Raw genomic sequence first — 21,713 nt, forward strand, 5'->3', positions numbered from 1 at the left:
CAATGTTTATCAATGATTCGCTTCTGGCCAGTCGGTGTAGCCCTTCGCGCCACCGCCGTAATAGGCTTCTTTCGGCGCGATGGTCAGTTCGGCACCATAACGCAGGCGCTTCACCAGGTCCGGGTTGGAAATAAACAGGCGGCCGAAGGCGACGGCATCAATGATCCCGGCATTACGACGACTGATGGCCATCTCCAGGTCATAGTTGTTGTTACCGATGAACGGGCCGTCGAACTGGGCGCTCAGCGCATCCATATCCACATCAGCAGGAACTTCACGCGAGGTTGCCGTTGCACCCTCAACAAAGTGCAGATACGCCAGATTAAAGCGATTCAGCTGCTGGATCAGATAGCCATACATCGCCATCACATTGCTGTCCGGCGGCGTGTTACCCGCATCAGGGGTCACCGGTGACAGGCGGATGCCAACGCGTTCATTGCCCCAGATGTTGACGATAGCTTTCGTCACTTCCAGCGTCAGGCGGGCACGGTTTTCAATTGAGCCGCCCCAGTCATCGGTACGTTGGTTAGTGGAATCGCGCAGGAACTGATCGAGCAGGTAACTATTGGCAGAGTGCACTTCAACACCGTCAAACCCGGCGCGCAGGGCGTTTTCTGCCGCATGCTTGTACTGCTCGATAATGCCGGGAATTTCGTCTGTTTCGAGCGCGCGCGGCGTGGAAACCGGAACAAAGCCGTTAACGGTGTAGGTCTGGCCTTCAGCTTTGATGGCCGACGGGGCCACCGGACGTTCCCCATCAGGCTGAAGCTCAACGCTGGAGAAACGGCCCACGTGCCAGAGCTGGCAGACAATTTTTCCGCCTTCAGCATGAACGGCATCGGTGACTTTCTTCCAGCCTGCAACCTGTTCTTCACTCCAGATCCCAGGCGTAGCCGCATAGCCACGGCCCTGAGCGGAGATATTGGTCGCTTCTGAAATAATCAGGCCAGCGCTGGCACGCTGCGCATAGTAAGTCGCATGCAGTTCGTCAGGAATACCCTCTTCGCCATAACGGCTGCGGGTTACCGGCGCCATGACAATACGATTCGACAGCTGAAGTTTCCCCATGGCAACGGGTGAAAATAAATCGGTACGGGTGGTGTTATCAGTCATAGATACTCCAAATAGTTGACCAGTCGTCTAGTTAATTGGTGAAAAAAAATGCGGCTATCTGAGCAGCCGCTTTGTCGCATTCATTGCTTTGTCGAATGACGTATCCGGGTCGTGAATTTTTGCCATTAGTGAAGCACCCAGCCAGAGCTGGTAGAGCTCCTCAGCAAGATTTCCTGCATCATCATCACCGGATAATGAGCCATCCTGCTGGCCCTGGCGAATGCATGCCGAAATTCTCGCCACGATGTCGAGGGTTCCTGTCGCCAGTACACTTCGCATGCTGTCATATTGGTCGCACACTTCCGCACCAAGCTTAACAACAAGGCACTTACTTTCCGGCAGGTCGGCACCCTGTGTCGTTTTCCAGAAGGAAAAATAACGCAGCAGCCGCTCGCGGGCGGGTTCGGCACCGCGCAGTTGTTCATCCACCTGAATAAGGTAGTTGCTGAAATAGTGCTCTAACAACGCCTGAGCAAACTCTTCCTTGGACTGGAAGTAGTAATAAAACGATCCTTTGGGGATCCCGGCGGCTTTAACAATCTCAGCCAGGCCGACGGCGCTGTAGCCTTTGTGAGTGATCAGCGTTCTGGCCACATCGATGATGTGCTGACGCACGTTAGTCGCGTGTTTTTTCATAGTCCGGTTACTGTAAATTAAAAACTGACCAGTCGTCTAGTTTTGTGTGTAACATTTTGTGCGATCATCATTTGTTCGCTGGCAGAGCAGCCCGGTAGCATACTGTCCGGTTGTTTTGAGGCTCCGTAGCGTCGCACCGTCTTTAGCTTCAATCGACATCCCTTCCAGCAAGGTGTTGAGAACGGTCGCCAGCGCGGCGGTATTAGTGTCTGCCGGTAGCTGCTTTTCCCGTACGGCCCTGGTGAGTCGCCTGTTGAATAGATCTTTGCCTTCCTGCCTGAGCACGCTGACCGCCTTAACAACATCGGCGGACTCCTGCGAAACATTGATGGCCGCAAGCACCACCATGCAACCGCACGGCGCGGAGGGTGAGAGCAGTATATCGGCCGATTCACTGAAGAAATTATCAATGGCCTGGTGAATATTCTCTACCTCTTCCAGCCGTTCCCAGGCCGCTTTCCAGTAAACCTTTTCGTAATAGCTCACGGCTTCCATAAACAGTTTCGCTTTGTTACCGAAGGCGGAGTAGAGGCTGGGCGGATTGATCTCCATCGCTTCACATAACTCGGCGACTGATGCTGGCTCAAATCCTTTTCGCCAGAAGATATCCAGTGCGCGGAGCAGGGCTTTATCACGATCAAAACTTCTCGGTCTGCCCTTGGGCTTTCCGCTGGCTGTGTTTACACCTGACATTTTCATTTCTGGGTTCTCAATCTATCGCTTGACACTTTACATAGTGATCACTATACAATAATAACATTACTTAGTGAGCACTACAAAAATAGGGCCAGCACGTGAACGTCACCGTGCTGGGTCTGGTGCTCCTTTATCTGCTGCAGCGATGCATCAGGCAAAAGACGGGTATCTGAACGGATACCCGGTTTATCACTACGGAGAAAGAAAATGAGCGAAATAACTTACGTGCAGGATTACAACGCCATTGTGGCTGTACTTAATCAGTACAACGAAGGCGGTAAACAGGCTAAGAGCGAGATCATGAAGCCCGCTTTTAGTGAACAGGCCACCATTTTTGGCACTGACGGCGACGGTAACCTCACCGGCGGCCCCATCCAGGGGTTGTTCGACGTTATTGACCGCGATTTCCGTCCCTCTCCTGAGGCGAAGGCCGCTATCGTTCGCGTGGATATCGTCGGAACCGCAGCCAGCGCACGCATTGATACCGATGACATTTCAGGCTTCCGCTTCACCGACTTTTTCAATCTTCTGAAGGTGAACGGCAGCTGGACCGTGGTCAGCAAGATTTACCATACCCACGTCGCATCCTGATATCCATTTGGTCAGCTCACTGATGCAGCCTGCAAGCACTACCGGACTCGTCGGTAGCCATGTGCTGGAGCTGGAGCTGGCCAGCTCAGCCTTGCGTACGGTGAGCCTGATTCTGCTGACGGGAAAAGAGGAAACTGTCATTGTGTGGCAGGCCAGTTTTGAAGCCCGCTCGCGCGGTGAAACGCAAAAGATGGAAGACGTCGTTATGCATCTCATCATGTCAGGGCATAACAGCCTGTCCGATTATCTACAGCAACAGTGAATACTGAGGAGACCGTCTGAAAATGAACGATTACATCCAGCCTGTTGAACTGGCAAAGGCATATCGTCTGATTAATCATGGCCCGACAACGCTGGTTTCGGCGCAGCATGACGGAACGGAAAACGTCATGGCTGCGTCATGGGTTTGTGCGCTGGATTATGGGCCAGCGCGATTGACCGTTGTCCTTGATAAGGCGACCTTCACCCGCGCGCTGATTGAGCAGAGCGGGCACTTTATGATTCAGGTACCGATCGCATCACAGGCTCCGCTGGTACATCATCTGGGCTCACAATCCTTCTTCAGCGATAAGGACAAACTGGCCCGTTCAGGCGCGACGCTTTTTCACCTTCCTGACGTAGATGCACCACTGGTTTCTGGATGTGCCGCCTGGCTTTACTGCGAGCTTATCCCCGAAGAGCATAACCAGCAGGCCTATGATTTGTTTATTGGCGAGATCAAGGCAGCGTGGGCTGACACGCGCATTTTCAGGGACGGACACTGGCAGTTTGAACACGCGTCTTCAGACTGGCGAAGCCTGCACTATATTGCCGGCGGACATTTCTACACCACCGGCGAGGTGCTTGAGGTGTCGGATGTCCCTTCAGACACGCCGGGTGCTCCGCAGGGCTGAAAATGCAAGTGATGTCCGTCACAACTTACCTCTCTTCTGGCCACGCGGTTCATGCCTGGCCAAAGAATACGTTTTTTCAAATGCGCTTTACGTCATCTTCCATTTACTGATTTGGGTGTGTGTAAAAAATCTTGCTGACCACAGTCCATTTGCCTTCGACCTTTAGCAGATGGAAGAAGTCGGTGAACGAGATGCCAGACATGTCGTTGGCGTCGATACGGGCGCTAGCCGCCGAACCAACGATCTCGATGCGGGTGATCGCGGCCTGGGCGTCTGGAGAGGGTCTGAAATCCTTGTCGATCCCATTGAACAGGCCTTGAATCGGCCCACCTACCAACTTGCCATCGTCGCCAACGCTGAACATAGTCGCATTCTTGCTGAATGCTGGCTTCATGATGCTGCTCTTGGCCTGCTTGCAGCCCTCTATGTATTTGTTTAGCACTTCGGTTATGGCCTTATATTCTTGTACATATGCAGGCCCGCTCAGGGTTTGATCACTGATAACGTGTTGGTCGCGCAGTAGTTGTTGTTCTGCTTGAGCTGTCGCGCTTAAGCCCGTAACCATTGCGACGAAAAATAACGATTTAAGAATGGTTGTTTTCAATTGGTTGCTCCTAACGAAGGGTGGCACATACTGATTAATAGTCAGTTGTAAAAAAGCATCAGACATCCCAATAACCTTTCTGCCGCTCTAGTCTCGTAATGAATTGAGTGGTCTATTTACAGTTATGAATGCCGCAGCATTGCCTGGGCCGACGGGTTCCTGGGATTTAAAATTACTTGCTGAGGTTATTCTTGAGTTCCTGAGATGCCTGCGCGATTGCAGTGCGGGGCGCCGGAAGGTGGCTGAACGCATTCGACAAACCAAAATCATGAATCATGCCGTTGTAGCGCACTGTTTTCACTTGCACACCCGCGGCGTCGAGCTTACGACCGTAAGCTTCGGCTTCGTCACGCAGTACATCAAATTCGGCAGTCTGGATCAGCGTAGGAGGCAAGCCCTCCAATTGCCCGGCCGTCGCCTGCAGCGGCGAAGCGTAAATCTGCTTGCGTGCCCTGGCGTCGGTTGTGTAATTGTCCCAGAACCAGACCATCAAGTCCTTCGTCAGGAAGTATCCGTTGGCAAACTTCTTATACGACGGCGTATCGAAATTTGCATCCGTCACCGGACACAGTAAAACTTGCGCACGCAGTGCAGGTGAACCCTTCTCGTTCGCCATCAAGGCAACCGCGGCGGCCAGGTTGCCGCCAGCGCTATTGCCAGCCACTGCGAGTCGACTGCCGTCTACGTTAATCTCCCTGCCATGCTGGGCCACCCATTGTGTCGCGGCATAGGCTTGCTCAATGGCGACGCCGTATCCCATCTCAGGCGACAGGCTGTAGTTGACGAAAACAGCCACAGTACCAGAGCCTTCCACCAGGTCACGTACTAGCCGTTCATGGGTCGGGAAGTCCCCCAGCACCCAGCCACCGCCGTGAAAGTACATGAACGCGGGAAGGGTCTTCTGTTGGCTGCCTGTAGGGCGCACGATGGTCAGTTTTAGATCGCTGTCATTGAAACGAATCGTCTTCTCGCTGACATCAGCAGCAGGCAAGGCCACGTTGGGGGCGGTCTGGGCAGCCAACAGCGCACTACGGGCTTCGGTCGGTGTCATGTTGTCGAGCGTCTGACCGCCTTCAAGGGATTTCAAGAATTTTGCTACGTTATGTTCTACGCCGGGCCGATCTACTGCAGAAGCGATTCCAGGCGACAAAGCCACGATGGAAAGGGCGAAAGCAGAGGTGACAGTTTTCATGATGTTGCCTTGGTATGTGTAATTAAAGAACGACTTGTTTGATTACTTTGGTGCGCCTTCAGTCAGGCGATCGAAGACAGCGACTTCATTGCGATATACAGGATTCACAGTTACAGCGCCGCTCGACTGCAAAAACACGACAGACAGGACTGGAAGCGTCATCTGCTGTGAGCATTCAAGGTGCAACGTGGGTGTGGAATATTTTGCTGACAACGGTCCACTCGCCATCGACTTTCAGCAGATGGAAGAAGTCGGTGAACGAGATGCCAGACATGTCGTTGGCGTCGATACGGGCGCTAGCCGCCGAACCAACGATCTCGATGCGGGTGATCGCGGCCTGGGCGTCTGGAGAGGGGGTAAAACCGTTGTCGATTCCATCAAACAGGATTGGAATCGCGCCGCCAGCGAGCTGACCATCGTCATCGACGCTGAACATCGTGGCTTGCTTACTGAATGCTGGCTTCATAATGCTGCTTTTGGCCTGTTTGCAGCCCTCAATGTACTGGTTCAGCACCTCGTTGATGGCTTGGTATTCGTGCACGTAAGTCGGCTTGTTCATGTCATTACTCCTGGTTGTTAATTCGAGTCGCAGCAATATCAGTGCCATTTTGCAAATGACGCACCTGGGCTTCGAAGGCTTTCAACTTAACGCTCTACAGTGCTCTCTAGTTCAGCTGCTGGCTGACGTGGCTGAGAACGTTGCCAGCCTGAACCATAACGCGTGTACTGCGCCGGAACCGGAAGTTCGACATTCAGATTATCCGCAGCTGTACGTGCCCAGAACGGATCTTTGAGCATATCGCGACCCACCAGAATGATATCGGCGCGACCGTTCTGCAAAATCTCTTCAGCCTGACGACCTGTTTCGATCAGACCGACTGCACCGGTTTTGATATCCAACTCGCGGCGCAGCAACTCAGCAGCCGGTACCTGATAACCGGGATAGGTAGTTACCGGCACCATGGCGATCCCACCGCTTGAGCAGTCGAGTAAATCAATACCTTGCTCTTTCATCCATTTCCCATATATCAGGAAGTCTTCTGGACGGTTACCACCTTCCACATAATCAGTCGTGGAAATACGCAGGAACAGCGGGCCTTTCCACTCACTGCGTACCGCATCGATAACTTCACGCATAATGCGGTAGCGGTTTTCGTGGCTTCCTCCGTACTCGTCGGTACGGTTGTTAGCCAGCGGAGACAGGAACTGATTCAGCAAATAACCATGCGCACCGTGAATCTCGATAACGTCGAAACCGGCTTCACGTGCACGACGCGTACTCTGGCGGAAAGCTTCTACAACCTCTTTGATCTGCTCAATGCTCATGGACTGCGGTACGCGGGACTGCGGCGTGAAAGGAATCGATGAAGGCGCGATTGACGGCAGGTCAATACCCAGTTGACGACCAGCATGACCGATTTGCGCGCCGGCTTTCCCACCAAAACGATGAATAGCGTCGGTTACGCGAGACAGCCCTTCAACGTGGCTGTCGTCCCAAATACCAATGTCGCCCGGGCCAATCGGGCCATTTGGCAATACGGAGGCGGTTTCCAGCATGATCAATCCCGCGCCGCCCAAGGCCCGCGAGCCGTAATGAATAACGTGGAAATCGTTAACATGGCCGTCCTCAGAAGCAGAGTGCATGCACATCGGGGACATGGCTATACGGTTACGGAATTCAACGCCATTAATGGTAATGGGCTCAAAAAGTAAAGCTGACATTTCTTCTCCAGAAAGTGTTTTATATTTGACCCGCTCAAAGTACCATGCGGTCATCTTTAGTAAATACGCTAAAAAAAAGCACCTACTTACCAAAAGGTAACCGTGAAAATTATGACAAAATTACGTAATTATAACTGCGCACCGGGATGTTCGATGGAAGCGGCTCTTCACATCATGGGGGGAAAGTGGAAAGGGGTGATCCTCTATCATCTCTTTAAGGACGGTACACAGCGTTTCAGTGAGCTTCAGCGATCTATGACCACTATCAATCAGCGGCTACTGACGAAGCAGTTACGCGAGCTTGAGGAGGATGGTCTGATCCTGCGAAAGGTTTATCCTGTTGTTCCGCCTAAAGTAGAGTATTCGTTGAGTGAGGAAGGTCGTGAGCTCAACAAGATCGTCATGGATTTAAGTATCTGGGGCAGAAAGTGGCTCGAGAGACGCGGTCTTAAAACCGCAGTGCAAGAAGATATGGATGAGCTAAAAGTTATTCTGGGCGAATAATAACTGTTTCATAATCATTAAATATTTTCATCAACAGAACCCTTGGTATTTCCTTTGCAGAGATTCTGAAACTAGTGCTCAGGCGCGAGGCAATCACAGCGGATGTAAGTTTGTTACCGTTATAGGCGATGGTCATCTGCTTGCCGATGTTCTGTCGGGTCAGGGTCGATAATTTCTTCCCACATTCATCGGTGAATTTCATGATTATATTCTCATTATCCACTTCATCCGTCTCAACATATTGAATGGACTCTACACATCCAGAGTCGAAGGAAGTATTTTCCCCTGAGACCGAAAAATCAAAATCTCCTTTTGCTGCAACCGATGTCAATGGGATGAGTGCTACGATTAACAACGCCCCAGATTTGATATACATTCTCATCTCCTTGTTTTGGTAAGGATTATACATGAATCCTTATGAAACACAGCCTGGCGGCTTCCCATAAATTAGCCTATCGCAATGTAAGCAACACCCGCTCCTGACACGGTGAACAGTCTCGGAGACATCAAGGTCCGCGGTGAGCGAGAAGCAAAGGTTCTGGTTGCTACTTAGAGTAGGATAAGATGTCGAGGTTAGCCGTGGTGATATCTGAAGAAGGGCTATTGAAGGGCGTTAAACATTTGCCGTCTGGCCGCTATCGCAGGCCGCAAGATCATGCTTTGGCACAGAGCAGTGCCAACTGAGCACCCAATACGCCAAGGATAGGTTGAAATATAACATCTCCAAAGCGCCTTGACGGGCAATACACTAGAGCGTCAATGACTAACAAAAATCTATGGATATAAACCTTCTTGGCTTTATGCCAGCATTACTCCCTGTTGCACTGTCCCCCGGAGCAAGCTTCACTCTTGTTATGAGTGGTGCTCTGGCAGGTGGTCAAAGAGGATTGTTCAGGACTCTTGCCGGAACGGCTTTGGGCATTTACACCCATGCAGTTCTAATAGGCCTTGGGATAACCGCTGTGCTCATCTCGTCTCCAGAAACTTTTGCTGTGTTGAACGTTTTTGGTACCGCCTATCTGCTTTGGTTAGGGGTGATGCTCATTCGCAACGGCATAAGGGCAAATCCAGGAGGGTTTGCTGATGCAAAGCATTCTGTGACGTTAAGAGAGGCCTGGATAGCCAATGTTTTGAATCCTAAAGCCATTATTTTCTATCTGACTGTCGTTTCGCAGTTCGCAGGGATACAGGGAGGCGTTTGCAACTATCTGACACTGGCGTCAGTACATGTCGTGGTTATGTGCATTTGGCTTTACGCCGTCAGTCAAACACTGATCTTTTCAGTTAAAAAAGCCAACCCAACAATGCTCAAAAAATACGTCAACATTGCCGGCGGAATGTTGCTTATTGTTTTTTCTCTGCACAGCCTGATCCCGTAATTCATCACTTATAGCGACAACGGCCGCTCCTGTCACCTGGATGCCGAGGGTAAGGCTTGAAGGGCAGCGGAGAGCGAGGAGCGGAAGTTATGCCTGAGCGCTAACGGTTCACTCTTCATATCAGTCAGCGCGATCAGAAAAACTACGCGTGGGCGATTGCCCGGCCTGATATCTACACTACAGTCAAAAGTAAACATAACAAGCGTTCATAATGCCCGGCCACGAGTCCTTTGAGAGTACAAGTTCTGCTTTTAGCAGAAAACAGCGGAGGTGAATGAGATGGTTGATGAAAACATGCGAATTACGGACAGTCATGAGCTTGAGAAACTTTACGGTGCGGTCGCAAAATCTTCTTTAACGAAGGTGACAGACCATATTCATCCTGCCTACCGACCCTTTATCTACCGCTCATTCTGAACTCGATAGCTCTGCCATCATCAAACTGCATGAGTGCAATCGCACCGGGACTGTTAAATAATGAACTGGTCATGATATATCACTCAATTTCTGATGCATGTAATCAATGAGCGCTCGTGTTTTAGCGGGCAAGTAACGTCGATCTGAATAAAGTGCAAACAATTGCAATGGGGCTGCCGATTGTTCACACGCAATCTCAATTAACCGTCCATCGTTAATGTAGGGCTGGCAGGCTTGTTTCGATAGAATGGCAAAACCGACACCTGATACCGCCGCTCGTCCTGCCATCTCTCCACTGTTTACCCGATAATGCGCTTTAACCTTGATTGTCTCGAATCCCCCCTTTTTATTGACAAACTGCCAGGGTGCACCCTTCAGTGCACTTACTGTTGTAATACAGGGTAATTCTTCAAATTGCTGGATCTGGGTAGGGGTGCCATAACGCTGAATGACGGAGGGGGCTGCGACAATGGTGCAAGGGATAGTCACCAGATGACGGGCTATGTAGTCACTGTCATCCATCTGACCACGGGTAATAATGATCGCTAAATCCAGATCATCTCGCAGGGATTCGAAACCTGACAAATTTGTGACGCAGCTGATCTCCAGGTCCGGATACTGGCAGGCAAAATCGGCAATAACAGAACCCAGTAATGCAGGACCGACTTCATTGGGGATACAGAGACGTAGTGGACCCTTGAATTGCATCTGCCTCAAGGTTAATTCTGTCTCAGTTTGCTCCAGGGCCTCCAGTAATGGTTTTGCCCGGATATAGAGTAAGTGCCCCGCCTGGGTGAGTTTCATATGTCGGGTACTGCGTTCAATGAGCTGAAGATTCAGTTTTTCTTCTAACTGAGAAATACAACGACTCACATTTGATGTCGGCATTTCAAGGACTTTCGCTGCCCCAACAAAACTTTCTCTTTCAACCACAGCAATGAACACTTTCAGGGTATTAAAATCAAGAGCTGAACGCATTAACTATCCCACATATGATAACAATCAATGCCATTTTTACCATCTAATGAACAACAATGATAGCAGTTAAACTCGGATATCTTTCAACTACAGGTTGCTTGCTATGCCACTGGTCACACAGATGTTTAATCATAAAGCCCTTATGCGGATAGCCTTTGTAATGGCTTTTATCCAGTTCACGAATGCGCTGGAATATATGATGTTCAATCCTGTTTTTGCTTTTATGGCGGCAGATTTCGCCGTTCCCGTATCATTCTCCGGCTATGTATCCGGTATGTACACATCGGGTGCTGTCATTTCGGGAGTAATCGCCTTTTACTGGATTGATCGTTTCAATAAGAAACATTTTTTAATCGCCAATATGGCACTCTTAGGCCTACTGACGCTTTTTGCGACATTTACCTCCAGTTTTAGTCTTCTGCTTACGCTACGATTCTGTGCAGGATTGGTTGGCGGTACGACAATGGGGGTGGGTATCAGTATCTTGATAAATAACGCGCCGACTAACGTGCGCGGGAAAATGTTGGCGACGGTAATTGCGTCATTTTCGATGGTAAGCATTGTAGGAATGCCCACTATATTATTCTTGTGTACGCATTATGGTTGGCATGTCGCTTTGTGGTTAATAAGCATTCTGTGTTTGTTGGCGTTGCCATTGATTGTATCCATCATCCCCCACGAACCCGTCTCTTTAGACAGGCTCCACGCGCAACCTATCGATGTGGATACTTTGCTGTTCGCCTCCAGTAATGCGCTTGTGCAGTTTAGTCCAATGCTGGTTATTCCTGTTATGGTGCCCTTACTGACACAGCAGTTGGGCGCTTCGCAAGACCTTTTGCCCTGGTTGTTCTTCGGCGGGGGGGTTACAGGTTACTTGTCCACAAAAATGACAGGCGTGTTAACCTTGCGTTTTTCTGCTTTGATTCTGGCGACAGGGTCAACGATAGTCTTTATATTGAGTCTGTTATTACCATTCATGGGCTATCAGCATGCGGCGTTGTTTATTACTTTATTTCTCGGTGCATCATACAGCCGTCTGGTTTCATCTTCGGCAGTGTCTATTCAGTATCCTGATGACAGGCAACGCGCTGGATTTTCTTCATTACAGACATCGATAATGTATCTGATTACCACCGTCGCATTTTTCCTTTCTGCTTTTCTATTACCCGATTACGGCATGGCACCCCAAAATCTGAATACGTTGTTGGCGGTATGTGCAATTTCCGCATCAGGGTTCCCAATCATCGTGATCATTCTGCAAAAGAAACTGGCTAAACGTAATATCCGGCCAGATCATCTCATCACTGATTAGCATAACTTCCGCTCCTGGCACTGAGCTGCCCGTGATGACAAAGGGCAGCGTTGAGCGAAAAATGGACAGTAAAAGTGCCTTGTAAACATCCGGTAACTATTTATTTTTATCTGGAGGAAAAACGACGCTACTAGCCTATTTCTTTAACGGTCCTTGTACCTCGAACCTGATTTATGCCATGCGTATCAATTCCAGTAAATCAGATAAGTCAATGCGGCAGCTGAACAGAAAGCATAGGGGCTTAAAAGCAAAACATCCGAATAAGGCGTTTCAAATATCCGGGTAACTGGCCATGCCAGTACAACCAGCCACATGAAGAGGGTAGAGAACACGATAAAAAAGCTCCCCTTTAAGGAAGCATCAGGATAAAATCGCTTTGCAATCATGGCTAATGGCATGCCGATTATTAATGAACCTATCGTGGTCCCAATAATACTTGTCATCACGATGAACAAATAAGTTAAAATGAGACCCGATGCGGATGTGCTGCTATTTCCCCAGGAAAGATAGATTAAAACCAGCAATGAACCCACTATACTACTAAATATTGCTGATATCGTAGATTCCCTAACCCAGTTGTCGTCAATAATTTTCGGCATAATTTTCTCTACGTCTGAGCGGCTATATTTTATGCGGCGTACCCGCTTGAATTTTTCGGCGCGAGGTTTGATCAAAAAACAGGCTTCAGGCACGACATCCTCTGCATAGTCGAAGGATATTAAGGCGGCCGTCAGTTTTTTTGTGGGCAGGCCAGTGAGTGTCTCGCATCGTTAAGGCTGAATCGCCTTACCCTGCTCATCAAGCAGATCCGTCAGGAGTGCCGTACCATCACTCCCCACCCGGAATGCTCCGTAACGTGCCTGCGCAAAACGCTCGCCATGGCCTTCCTGAAAGAACCAGGCGTTGGTGCCGACGGTCAGCGAGCCGTCATGCTGATGGTATTTCACCCGAAGCTGATTCGGCTGCAAAGGCTCACCCTGATCAAAGCGGGCCTGAGTCGCATGACGCTGAGCATCAAGGTCAACAATCAGGGTTCCGCTGGTCGGCAGGCATGGCGCTGACAGGGTCGCACCGCAGGACTCAGCCTGTTGATATAACGTCAGCTCCAGAGGGCGGGTAAGGGCATAATTGAGCGCCATGTAATCACCCTGCATCAGGGAGCGCGGGTCAACCGGGGCAAGGGGTAAAATCATGATCACGCCTTGCTTCAGCAACTGCTCTTTTTGCCAGATGCTGACATTGACGGCCACCAGCGCCAGCGCTACCACAGCGCCAACCAGCCATCGGCTCTGTTTATGCATTCTCACTTGCACCTCCGATCTGTGCGGGTAATACTTTTTTGACTCCCCACGCCAGCCCCAGTAAAACCAGACCGCTGACCAGCAGCAGCAGGGATTTCTGCAGCAGAATGACCTCCAGGAAGTAATACCAGCCAATAACATACAGCACCATGAAACCGCCACTTACCACCAGTAACCCCAAACTTCCCTGATAACGCGCCATCAGAATTAACCACAGTCCCAGCCCAATACCCGGTGCATAGAGGGCGGCAGCCCCGCAAATAAGCGCAGCGGGCAGTGTGATGATCGAAAACAGCAGCCGTCTGCTTTTTTTCTGAAAGAGCGCACTCAACACTAAACCTGCCGCGATCCCTGTGCCTGTTGCAGACTGAAGCGTGGAAAATTGCAATTCTTCCCAGAAGAAATCCGTGAGATAGGCCGCGTTTATCCCGAGGAAACTCAGCAATATCAGCCCCCCCGGGATGCCATACAGCAGCGGATGTAACGCCTCAGCATACGTTCCTGCCTGTAACCTCAACTGATGACTGACAGTCCACAGCCACAAAAATACGACCGCCGCCACCAGTACGGACACAGCAAGGTGTCCCCCCGTCGGGGACAGGTAAAGCCGGGCCAGAGAATGGCCCGCCAGCACCAGAAAAAAGGTCAGGGCAGTGATGGCCATAAACCGATAAGTGCGGTTGGGCATAGCCACCGCCATCGCGGCCAGGATCGGCAATGCAGTGAGTGAACTCAGCATAATAAAGCTGACATCATTGCTCTGAATTTGCAGCAGAACGCCGGATATCAGCCCGCACGTTGCCGCAATCGCCCATGCCAGTCCGAGGTGATGATGACCGTCACGCTGACTGCTTAACAGGACATGCGCAATGGCGGCGAGCAGCAGCGAAGGAATAATAAGGGTGGCAGCATTCGGGTCTTCGAGCAGATCAGCGACATAGAGCATCAGTATCATCAGTAACAGAATGATGACCGCTGCGACCCAGCCTCCGACGCTTAGCGCCAGCCTCAGATACCAGGGCAGGTCGGACGCGTGACCGTGTTGCTGAATTTCTTCAACCTGCGAGGCGCTCAGCAAACCCTGCTGACGCAACGTGTCTGTCAGTAAGGTCAGCCTGGCCGGAACCCGATCGATCGGCCCTTTATCAACCAGTTTGCGTTGCCACTTCAGCAGGATCGAACCATTTACCACCACCCAGAATGCCATCAGGGCGCCGGTCAAAAACAGATCACCCGTATCGTAGGCTAAAAGAAATAACTGCATGATTAGCGCACAGCCAACAACGGTCAGGCTGGCGATGCCCAGCGTCAGCATGCAGAGATCCTGATAGCGGTAACGGTAGAGGTAATAACCTGCCAGCAGGGTGATCACCCAGCCGCCCGTGATATAAGGAAGGGGGATACCGCCGCCCCAGTCAGAGAGGTTCCCGGCCACGATGCCGGTCAGCAGCAGCAGTAAAAATCCCGCCATGACTCGCGAGAACCAGCGGCTTGCCAGCCAGCTCTCGGGGTGATGCGTTATCGCCCGCCAGGCCAGCGCTTCCCTGACAATCAGGCAGGCTGCCAGCACCGCCAGATACCCGTGGAGCATAACCGACGGGAGCCTGGTGAAACTGTCAGACACGGCGAGATCCAGCAGTGACGTCGGCAGCGTGTTGTAATAGAGCTGGAACGCCAGGTTAGCGACCAGCCAGCTGCAAAACCACAGGCTGTTTTGCCGGGCAATCAGCGCCAGTGGCAGAAGAACGCATAACCAGGCCCGGAATAGCTCCCAACTGTCAGCACCGGTCTGATAAATCTGTCCATACAGCGCAAACAGGGCGCCGAAGCTTAACCCTGTCGCCAGCAATGCGCTGCGTGCCAGCGTGCCGTACCAGCGCCACCAGACCACCGCCGCCAGCGCGACGATCAGCAGTTCGGCCAGGGCAAATTTCGCCATTTTCGGCAGCCAGGCCCAGTTCCAGGCAACAAAGAACACCGCTCCGGCAACCAGCGACAATAATCCCAGACAGGAAAGAACCGGAATAAGAAACTGACGCCACTGAGCATCTGACGGTCTGATTCCACAAAAAGCATAGATACGCTGGCAGGTCTCCGGGGTCAGGCTTCCTCCTCTCACCAGGCGTGCGATCTGGCGGCAAAGATACTCTGCCGTGCGTGACGGCATGCCGGTGATGCCAACGGGTGCAAGCTCCCTCATACTTTCCCTGCCTCTGTTTACGGTATGAATTTGATGAGTGTGTCATTAAACCGCTGTGGTGCTCAATGGGTTCTGTTCAGGCAGGCTTTAGCACCACCACCGCATATCGGCATATCTCATCAGTCTCATTTTTGAAAACACAATCAGCCGGATCGCCTACCTCCAGACAATCACCCGTGGACATTTTAAACGTATGCGCACCTTCTTCAAACGTCAGCCTGCCTTCGAGCACCCATATGAGCTGATGACGGGAAAGGTAGGCAATGGCCGGCATGGGCACCGCAGTATGGGCCGGAAGATCGATGCTGACCAGGTCGACAGGAATATGACCCGGTGATACGTGGCGGCGAATATAACCGGTTTCGGGATCCTGCCAGACAGGCTGATTTTCAAACGTGACCAGCGTACCCGGGCGTACTTCTGTCAGGGCAATGAGATGCGACATTGACATATCGAATGCGCCTGAAAGTCGTGCCAGCAGCGTCGCTGTGGGGCTGCTTTCTCCGCGTTCTATTTTATGGATCATGGCGCGCGAGACGCCGGAACTCTCAGCCAGCTCCGTGAGCGACCATCCTCTGATTTCTCTTTCCTGCCGCACTTTCTGACCGATGCGTGCATTAAGGCTGTCTTCTTTATTGGACATTTCATCTGACATAGTGGATAACTACAATAGTGTACGATTCATCTACTTTAGTGAATGACAAGAGGGGTGTCTACCATGCTTATTCGTTCTGCCCGAGAAAGTGACGCTGAAATGATTGCGGAAATTTATAACGACGCGGTACTGAACACCACCGCGATCTGGAATGAAAAAACCGTCGATCCGCTAAACCGGATTAAGTGGCTTAATGACCGGCATGATGCCGGTTTTCCTGTCGTCGTGGTGGTGGATGAAACCGATATCGTGCAGGGATATGCTTCATATGGTGACTGGCGTCCCTGGGACGGTTACAGACATACCGTTGAGCACTCTGTCTATGTTCATAAAAGTGCCCGTGGAAAGGGGGCAGGCACAGTGCTGATGCAGGAACTCGTCAGACTGGCGACAGAGCAGGGTAAGCATGTCATGGTGGCAGGGATTGAGTCTGAAAACAGGGCATCCATCGCGCTACACAAAAAACTGGGCTTCTCCGAAGCAGGCCGTGTTTCTGAGGTCGGGAGCAAATTTGGCAGATGGCTGGACCTGACCTTTTTGCAATTGCGTCTGGATGCGCGCGAAGCCCCCTGAAGGGCATGTGTCATGAGTATCATCCGTCGTTTTAAGGTTTCTGGATTGACGGGTTGATCCAGAACCGCATTCAAGAGGCATATCAGGATGATGTTCAATATATTCCCTGTGTCTCATAAGCCAGGCTTTCAGGCGTTCGCACGGAGTCAGATTGCGGTTATAAAGCGTTGCTGCTCTCATGTCCGTAAATGAGGCAAAATAAGCATTCACCGTTGCACAGACAGAGGAAAGACCATGCCACCCTGGAAAGCCATTACACCGCGCGCGTCGGGACTCATTATGGTGTTTTCATCAGCCATTCTGTGGAGCACGGCAGGTATTTTCGTGAGACAACTCGATATGAACACCTGGGCTATGGTCGCCTGGCGCTCCCTGTTTGCTTTCCTGTCACTTGGCCTGTTACTGGCGGTGTGCGGTAACCTGCGCCACTTTTCATTCCGGCGCGATTTAGGGTTACCAGGCTTGATAACCGCTGCGGTTATGGCTTCATCAATGTTTTGTTATGTGGCGGCGTTGAAACTGACCAGCGTGGCCGGTGTGATGACGGTCTATGCCACCATTCCTTTCTTTGCTATGGGGTTTGGCTGGCTCATGCTCCGGGAAAAAATCACAAAACGTGCGCTACTGGCTGCGGTGGTGAGCCTGTCGGGTGTCATCCTGATGGCCACCTCTGCGGTGGGGCCGGGCGACATCCAGGGTAATCTGTTGGCTCTGACGATGACGGCGGGCTTTGCTGCAAGCATAGTGATGTCAGGCAAGTGGCCAGAGATGAACCTGCCAGCCGTAACTGCCCTGGCCTGCGCACTTTGTGGCGCATTCTGTTTTATCATGATGCCTCGCGGTCTTCCCCTTCCTGGTCTGAAGGATATGGGATGGCTGCTGGTTTTTGCGCTTGCCACTCAAAGTTTGAGTTATCTGCTGTTTATGGTTGGAAGCCGGTATGTCGCCTCGGCAGAGGCGAGCTTGATTGCCCAGGTCGACATCGTGCTGGGCCCCTTCTGGGTCTGGCTATTTGTCAGCGAACTGCCAACCCGATACACGTTACTGGGCGGGAGCATAACCTTCATTGCTGTCACTCTTTATCTTGCGAGTGAATATTATCTTAAAAGAAAAATTCAAAAGTCTGGCTTAGGGATAATTTAGCAGGTAATACGGCGGCTATACGATCAAATCTGACAAGATGCTGCATGATCAACCTCGTGATTGTTAATCAATAGCATAGCGATGGACGGTGCCGTAGCTAAGCGACTGGGCGGTGCCAGAGGATTGATAAGAATATAATGTTTTTTGCCCGTATGAAATTGAAACTCTCGGGGGTTGTGACAAAAGCTTATTTGCTATCGCTCCGGTATGTAAGTCGTGTCCGCCCATGGCACTTGGCTGCCCATCAATGCAGAGGGCATATGTGACAGGTTTAATTGATATGCCTTTTGAGTTGAGAAAAAGCCCCGGCGAAGACAGTCGTCGTGGGCTTTTCGAATTTACAGACCCAACGCTGACAGACCCGGATGGTCATCCGGGCGACGTCCCAGAGGCCAGTGGAACTTGCGTTCACTTTCCTTAATCGGCATGTCATTGATACAGGCGAAGCGACGGAGCATCAGGCCATCTGCTTCAAATTCCCAGTTTTCATTCCCGTAAGAACGGAACCAGTTACCTGAATCATCACGCCATTCATAAGCGTACCGGACAGCGATTCGGTTGCTATCAAATGCCCACAACTCTTTAATGAGACGATACTCAAGTTCTTTTTTCCACTTACGAGTGAGGAATGCTTTGGCTTCTTCACGATTATTTGCGAACTCGGTTCGATTACGCCATTGGGTTTCCAGTGAGTACGCCAGCGATACTTTTTCGGCATCGCGACTGTTCCAGCCATCTTCGGCGAGCCGAACTTTCTCCGTCGCGGATTCGCGAGTGAACGGAGGAAGTGGCGGGCGAGTGTGTGAATCGGACATGATAAAGCCTCCCGTAAATGTGGATAGATCAGTAGAAACCGTTTTATGTTACTCAGGAATTAAGAAGAGACCTGTTCCAGCAAATGTTTCGCAACGTCCCTTGCACTGTCGGCGGCGCTGCAATCGCCCATCACATAGGACATGGTGATAGCGCCCTCTATAAGAATCAGCAACTGCCTGGCCAGAACGGCGGGTTGCTCAATGTTTAATTGCTCAGTGAGTTCGAGCGTGTAGTCGAGCAATTTTTGTTTATGCAGTTTTGCTATCTGGCGAACAGGGTCAGTATGATCACCCACTTCTCCGGCGGTATTGATAAATGCACAGCCACGAAAACCGTCCGACTCAAACCAGCCCCTGAGCACAGTGAACATCGCCAAAATACGCTCCTGAGGAGTATCACCTTTATCAGATTCCGTTCTGAACCATTGCATCCAGCGTTCATCACGTTCTTTCAACGCGGCTGCTGCCACGTCATCCTTGGTTGCGAAATAGCGGTAAATACTTTTTCTTGCTACGCCTGAGGTCTTGACCAGGAGGTCCATACCTGTGGCATGAATTCCGTTCCGATAGATCAATTGCTCGGCGGTAGTCAGAATTTTTTCTCGGGTATCTGTTGGCTTCTTGTTCATGAAATGATGGTAGAACGATCGTTCTACCTGGTCAATAACTTTCTCCATCCCATTTCCCCCCAACCTAACGATGTGGAAGATGTGATGGCCGCGGCGTGGGTGGGCGGGCAGTTTTATGGCACCTGATCCTTCCTCTACGGGGCGGCAGCTAGGCTGCCGTCCTGTCATCCTTTGTTACCCTTGCCGTTTAGGCTTTTTCCTCTTTGTGCCGATAACCCCCCCGCATGGCAGCGGAGGTAACATCACCGTTCTGCCGCATCACCTGTGACGGATTACGTAAATCAATAAACTATCGTCAGCACTTAAGTAGGCAACAATGAGTCAATCTTCTTTCTGGAACACGGCCGCCCGGCTGAAAAGAAGCGGCAGTAAGCCGCGCGCGGGTGTTTTTGATTCCAGCCAACCCCCGGTGAGTATGAATGCTCTGGGGTTGAGCCGTAACAGCGCCGGCCTGCTGTTAAGTTTTGTTCCCCCTTTTGCGGAATTCAGCCGTGTCAGCCAGGCGTGGCAAAGCCTGAACGGTACGCGCCGCAGCGTGGTAACCCTCTCTTCCAACGGCGCGCTGTGCAGTGGGCGCGGGCAGAGCACCTATTGTGATGGTGCAGGCCAGCAGGGGAGCTGGCTGTGGCTGCCGGAAAGCCTGATCGCCCGGCATGAAGTGCATGAAGTCGATCTACATGTGCAGGATACACAAACTGCTCAGCAGCGCGTCAGCGCCATCCAGCACGAGCTGGAGCGGGTGGTGGTGAAGATGCCACTGTCGGCCGATCGTACCTTTGCGCTGATTTTCTGTGATGGCTTATCCGCTTCTGAAGGTTTCCTGATGCAGGCCTGGTATGCCTCCGGGCGCTTCCCGTGCCTGGCGATTGGCGGCTCTGCGGGCGGCACACTCGATTTCGACGGCACCTGGATTGGCAACGGCGGGCGGATATTGCAGGGCAAGGCGGTGATCGTCTTCTGCCAGATGGCGGAAGGAAAGTCGTTTGCGCCCTTTAAAAGCCAGAACTTTGAGCCCACCCGGCAGAGCTGGCTGGTGGCCGAAGCCGATCCCGTGGCACGCACCGTCTCGTCGCTGTTTGATGCCCAGGGGCGGCAGCACAATGTGATTGAAGCCCTGTGCGCACGCTTGCAGTGTGCTCCCGCTGATTTACAGGCGCGTCTTCAGGGACTGACGTTTGCCGTAAAAGTGGAGGAGGAGTTCTTTATTCGCTCCATCGCCAAAATCTTGCCGGATCGCATCCAGTTCTTCTGCGATCTGGAGTTTGGTGACCGTCTGCATCTGTTAAAAGAGACCGATTTTGCCAGCGCCACGCGCACCGACTGGGAGGCGTTCACCGCGCAACACGGCCAGCCCGCGGCGATGCTGCTGAACGACTGCGTTCTGCGCCGCGTGGGGAATCAGGGCCGCCTGTCGCAGTCGCACTTCTTTAGCGGGATCCCATCTGCCGGGTTCTCCAGTTTCGGTGAAATCCTCGGCGTGCCTATTAACCAGACGCTGTCGGCGCTGGCATTCTTCAACCGACCGTCCGATGCCATGCGTAACTTCCCGGTGCAGTATGCCGCGTATGCCAGCCATTATGCCCAGCGTGCGCTGCGTCGCTGGGAAGCGCTGAATATGCTGCAAACGCGCATTGTGAACCAGGTGGTGGAGTATCAGCAAAAGCTGGACCCGTTGATGAAATCGCTGCCGCTGCTGGAAAATGCCACCCGCAGTCAGAGCGATGCGCTGAAGGCGGCGGAAAGTAATATCCGCTCCATCAGTGATGCCGCGCTGCACAGCCAGCAGGCCCAGCACCAGCTCAGCGCCGGGCTGGATGAGCTGGAGACGATCTCCTCCGGCATTACCACCATTAACAGCGGCATCAGCAATATTGCCTTCCAGACCAATATTCTGGCACTTAATGCAGCAGTAGAAGCTGCACGCGCCGGGGAAGCAGGGCGCGGTTTTGCCGTGGTGGCAAGCGAGGTTCGCCGTCTGGCACAGTCATCGAAAGATCAGGCTGATGCCACCTCACACAGTATCAATGATGCCGTCAGCACCATTCTTCATATCAGAAAGGTCGCGGTGGATACGGTAGAAAGTGCCAGGCAGATGGCGCAGGAGAGTATTGATGCAGCTAATGCCATTGCGGAGATGAGCAGCCAGACCGCCAATGAGCGGAAGAGCATCAGCGATAATCTGGATAAGCTGAGCGAGATGACTTCCGGTATTGATGCCATGCAGGAAGCCGTGGCTCAGTTGAAGGTGTTGCAGAAACTGGTGGTAACCAAAGAGTGACAATGTCACGCTTGTAATGTCATAAAGCCCCGAAAGGGGCTTTTTTTATACCCTGAAGGTAATAAAAAGACCCGATTTTCAC

At 51.7% G+C, this 21,713-nt stretch carries 24 protein-coding genes and 1 pseudogene; 10 read left to right on the forward strand and 15 right to left on the reverse strand.

Annotated features, from left to right (window positions below; all coding sequences use genetic code 11):
* Nucleotides 1-9 precede the first annotated feature (9 nt).
* Genes FVB43_RS24195 through FVB43_RS24205 form a run of 3 tightly spaced genes read right to left on the reverse strand, consistent with a single transcriptional unit; the run spans nt 10 to nt 2,448 of the window.
* The gene (locus tag FVB43_RS24195; protein ID WP_159336630.1) at nt 10-1,113 is read right to left on the reverse strand and encodes an alkene reductase; all 1,104 of its coding nucleotides are present in this window, start codon (nt 1,111-1,113) and stop codon (nt 10-12) included.
* A gap of 54 nt (nt 1,114-1,167) precedes the next feature.
* Nucleotides 1,168-1,749, reverse strand: a complete 582-nt coding sequence (locus FVB43_RS24200; RefSeq protein WP_166653696.1) for a TetR/AcrR family transcriptional regulator — start codon at nt 1,747-1,749, stop codon at nt 1,168-1,170.
* A gap of 36 nt (nt 1,750-1,785) precedes the next feature.
* The gene (locus FVB43_RS24205; RefSeq protein WP_197931321.1) at nt 1,786-2,448 is read right to left on the reverse strand and encodes a TetR/AcrR family transcriptional regulator; all 663 of its coding nucleotides are present in this window, start codon (nt 2,446-2,448) and stop codon (nt 1,786-1,788) included.
* A 204-nt stretch (nt 2,449-2,652) separates the two neighbouring features.
* Here FVB43_RS24205 and FVB43_RS24210 point away from each other — a divergent pair, with 204 nt between their 5' ends.
* From FVB43_RS24210 to FVB43_RS24220, 3 genes are read left to right on the forward strand one after another with little or no spacing between them, the layout of a single operon-like run.
* Nucleotides 2,653-3,036, forward strand: a complete 384-nt coding sequence (locus FVB43_RS24210; protein WP_167864918.1) for a nuclear transport factor 2 family protein — start codon at nt 2,653-2,655, stop codon at nt 3,034-3,036.
* Between the two features lie 22 nt (nt 3,037-3,058).
* Nucleotides 3,059-3,298 carry a hypothetical protein gene (locus tag FVB43_RS24215; RefSeq protein ID WP_159336633.1) on the forward strand — a complete coding sequence of 80 codons (240 nt, stop codon included), beginning with the start codon at nt 3,059-3,061 and terminating at the stop codon, nt 3,296-3,298.
* A 22-nt stretch (nt 3,299-3,320) separates the two neighbouring features.
* The gene (locus tag FVB43_RS24220) at nt 3,321-3,929 is read left to right on the forward strand and encodes a flavin reductase family protein (protein ID WP_159336634.1); all 609 of its coding nucleotides are present in this window, start codon (nt 3,321-3,323) and stop codon (nt 3,927-3,929) included.
* Nucleotides 3,930-4,032: 103 nt separating this feature from the next.
* Here FVB43_RS24220 and FVB43_RS24225 read toward each other — a convergent pair whose 3' ends face one another.
* The 4 genes from FVB43_RS24225 to namA form a co-directional block, all read right to left on the reverse strand.
* Nucleotides 4,033-4,599, reverse strand: coding sequence for a nuclear transport factor 2 family protein (locus FVB43_RS24225; RefSeq protein ID WP_234472289.1), 567 nt, complete (start codon nt 4,597-4,599; stop codon nt 4,033-4,035).
* Between the two features lie 106 nt (nt 4,600-4,705).
* Nucleotides 4,706-5,725, reverse strand: a complete 1,020-nt coding sequence (locus FVB43_RS24230) for an alpha/beta hydrolase (RefSeq protein ID WP_159336635.1) — start codon at nt 5,723-5,725, stop codon at nt 4,706-4,708.
* A gap of 175 nt (nt 5,726-5,900) precedes the next feature.
* A complete protein-coding gene (locus FVB43_RS24235) occupies nt 5,901-6,284 on the reverse strand; it encodes a nuclear transport factor 2 family protein (protein WP_159336636.1) in 384 nt (127 codons plus the stop codon).
* An 86-nt stretch (nt 6,285-6,370) separates the two neighbouring features.
* Entirely contained in the window at nt 6,371-7,447 is a 1,077-nt protein-coding gene (gene namA, locus FVB43_RS24240) for an NADPH dehydrogenase NamA (protein ID WP_167864919.1), read from the reverse strand.
* 111 nt (nt 7,448-7,558) lie between these two features.
* Between namA and FVB43_RS24245 the strand changes: the two genes are divergently transcribed.
* Nucleotides 7,559-7,951, forward strand: a complete 393-nt coding sequence (locus FVB43_RS24245; RefSeq protein ID WP_159336638.1) for a winged helix-turn-helix transcriptional regulator — start codon at nt 7,559-7,561, stop codon at nt 7,949-7,951.
* Here FVB43_RS24245 and FVB43_RS24250 read toward each other — a convergent pair.
* Nucleotides 7,935-8,327, reverse strand: a complete 393-nt coding sequence (locus FVB43_RS24250; RefSeq protein WP_167864920.1) for a SecDF P1 head subdomain-containing protein — start codon at nt 8,325-8,327, stop codon at nt 7,935-7,937. The two genes, FVB43_RS24245 and FVB43_RS24250, sit on opposite strands and share 17 nt — an antisense overlap.
* Before the next feature lie 400 nt (nt 8,328-8,727).
* On the opposite strand from FVB43_RS24250, the gene FVB43_RS24255 reads away from it, so the two are divergent.
* Both FVB43_RS24255 and FVB43_RS24930 read left to right on the forward strand, forming a co-directional pair.
* Nucleotides 8,728-9,330, forward strand: coding sequence for a LysE family translocator (locus tag FVB43_RS24255; protein ID WP_159336640.1), 603 nt, complete (start codon nt 8,728-8,730; stop codon nt 9,328-9,330).
* Between the two features lie 279 nt (nt 9,331-9,609).
* A pseudogene (locus FVB43_RS24930) lies at nt 9,610-9,741 on the forward strand (pyridoxamine 5'-phosphate oxidase family protein); the annotation flags it as partial.
* A gap of 75 nt (nt 9,742-9,816) precedes the next feature.
* Here the strand turns inward: FVB43_RS24930 and FVB43_RS24265 are convergent.
* A complete protein-coding gene (locus tag FVB43_RS24265) occupies nt 9,817-10,725 on the reverse strand; it encodes a LysR family transcriptional regulator (protein ID WP_133842027.1) in 909 nt (302 codons plus the stop codon).
* 103 nt (nt 10,726-10,828) lie between these two features.
* On the opposite strand from FVB43_RS24265, the gene FVB43_RS24270 reads away from it, so the two are divergent.
* Nucleotides 10,829-12,037 carry an MFS transporter gene (locus tag FVB43_RS24270; RefSeq protein ID WP_167864921.1) on the forward strand — a complete coding sequence of 403 codons (1,209 nt, stop codon included), beginning with the start codon at nt 10,829-10,831 and terminating at the stop codon, nt 12,035-12,037.
* Nucleotides 12,038-12,222: 185 nt separating this feature from the next.
* Here FVB43_RS24270 and FVB43_RS24275 read toward each other — a convergent pair whose 3' ends face one another.
* The 4 genes from FVB43_RS24275 to FVB43_RS24290 all read right to left on the reverse strand — a co-directional run bounded on the left by FVB43_RS24275 (nt 12,223) and on the right by FVB43_RS24290 (nt 16,193).
* On the reverse strand, nt 12,223-12,729 hold the full coding sequence (locus tag FVB43_RS24275) for a hypothetical protein (protein ID WP_242462180.1): 507 nt from the start codon (nt 12,727-12,729) through the stop codon (nt 12,223-12,225).
* 78 nt (nt 12,730-12,807) lie between these two features.
* The gene (locus FVB43_RS24280; protein ID WP_133842029.1) at nt 12,808-13,338 is read right to left on the reverse strand and encodes a GDYXXLXY domain-containing protein; all 531 of its coding nucleotides are present in this window, start codon (nt 13,336-13,338) and stop codon (nt 12,808-12,810) included.
* Nucleotides 13,331-15,538, reverse strand: coding sequence for a DUF4401 domain-containing protein (locus tag FVB43_RS24285; RefSeq protein ID WP_167864922.1), 2,208 nt, complete (start codon nt 15,536-15,538; stop codon nt 13,331-13,333). Before FVB43_RS24285 ends, FVB43_RS24280 begins: the two co-directional genes overlap by 8 nt.
* Before the next feature lie 76 nt (nt 15,539-15,614).
* Nucleotides 15,615-16,193 carry a helix-turn-helix domain-containing protein gene (locus FVB43_RS24290; protein WP_167864923.1) on the reverse strand — a complete coding sequence of 193 codons (579 nt, stop codon included), beginning with the start codon at nt 16,191-16,193 and terminating at the stop codon, nt 15,615-15,617.
* 63 nt (nt 16,194-16,256) lie between these two features.
* Between FVB43_RS24290 and FVB43_RS24295 the strand changes: the two genes are divergently transcribed.
* On the forward strand, nt 16,257-16,766 hold the full coding sequence (locus FVB43_RS24295) for a GNAT family N-acetyltransferase (RefSeq protein WP_167864924.1): 510 nt from the start codon (nt 16,257-16,259) through the stop codon (nt 16,764-16,766).
* A 234-nt stretch (nt 16,767-17,000) separates the two neighbouring features.
* Entirely contained in the window at nt 17,001-17,909 is a 909-nt protein-coding gene (locus FVB43_RS24300; RefSeq protein ID WP_167864925.1) for a DMT family transporter, read from the forward strand.
* 338 nt (nt 17,910-18,247) lie between these two features.
* Here the strand turns inward: FVB43_RS24300 and FVB43_RS24305 are convergent, their stop codons facing one another.
* Both FVB43_RS24305 and FVB43_RS24310 read right to left on the reverse strand, forming a co-directional pair.
* Complete coding sequence (locus FVB43_RS24305) at nt 18,248-18,724, reverse strand: nuclear transport factor 2 family protein (RefSeq protein WP_167864926.1); 477 nt, start codon at nt 18,722-18,724, stop codon at nt 18,248-18,250.
* 59 nt (nt 18,725-18,783) lie between these two features.
* Nucleotides 18,784-19,353: a TetR/AcrR family transcriptional regulator gene (locus FVB43_RS24310; RefSeq protein WP_167864935.1), complete on the reverse strand. Its 570-nt coding sequence runs from the start codon at nt 19,351-19,353 to the stop codon at nt 18,784-18,786.
* 316 nt (nt 19,354-19,669) lie between these two features.
* On the opposite strand from FVB43_RS24310, the gene FVB43_RS24315 reads away from it, so the two are divergent.
* Nucleotides 19,670-21,631, forward strand: coding sequence for a methyl-accepting chemotaxis protein (locus tag FVB43_RS24315; RefSeq protein ID WP_167864927.1), 1,962 nt, complete (start codon nt 19,670-19,672; stop codon nt 21,629-21,631).
* The last annotated feature ends 82 nt before the right edge of the window (nt 21,632-21,713 follow it).

The sequence above is a fragment of the Erwinia rhapontici genome (genome assembly GCF_012271765.1).
Taxonomy (GTDB): Bacteria; Pseudomonadota; Gammaproteobacteria; order Enterobacterales; family Enterobacteriaceae; genus Erwinia; species Erwinia rhapontici.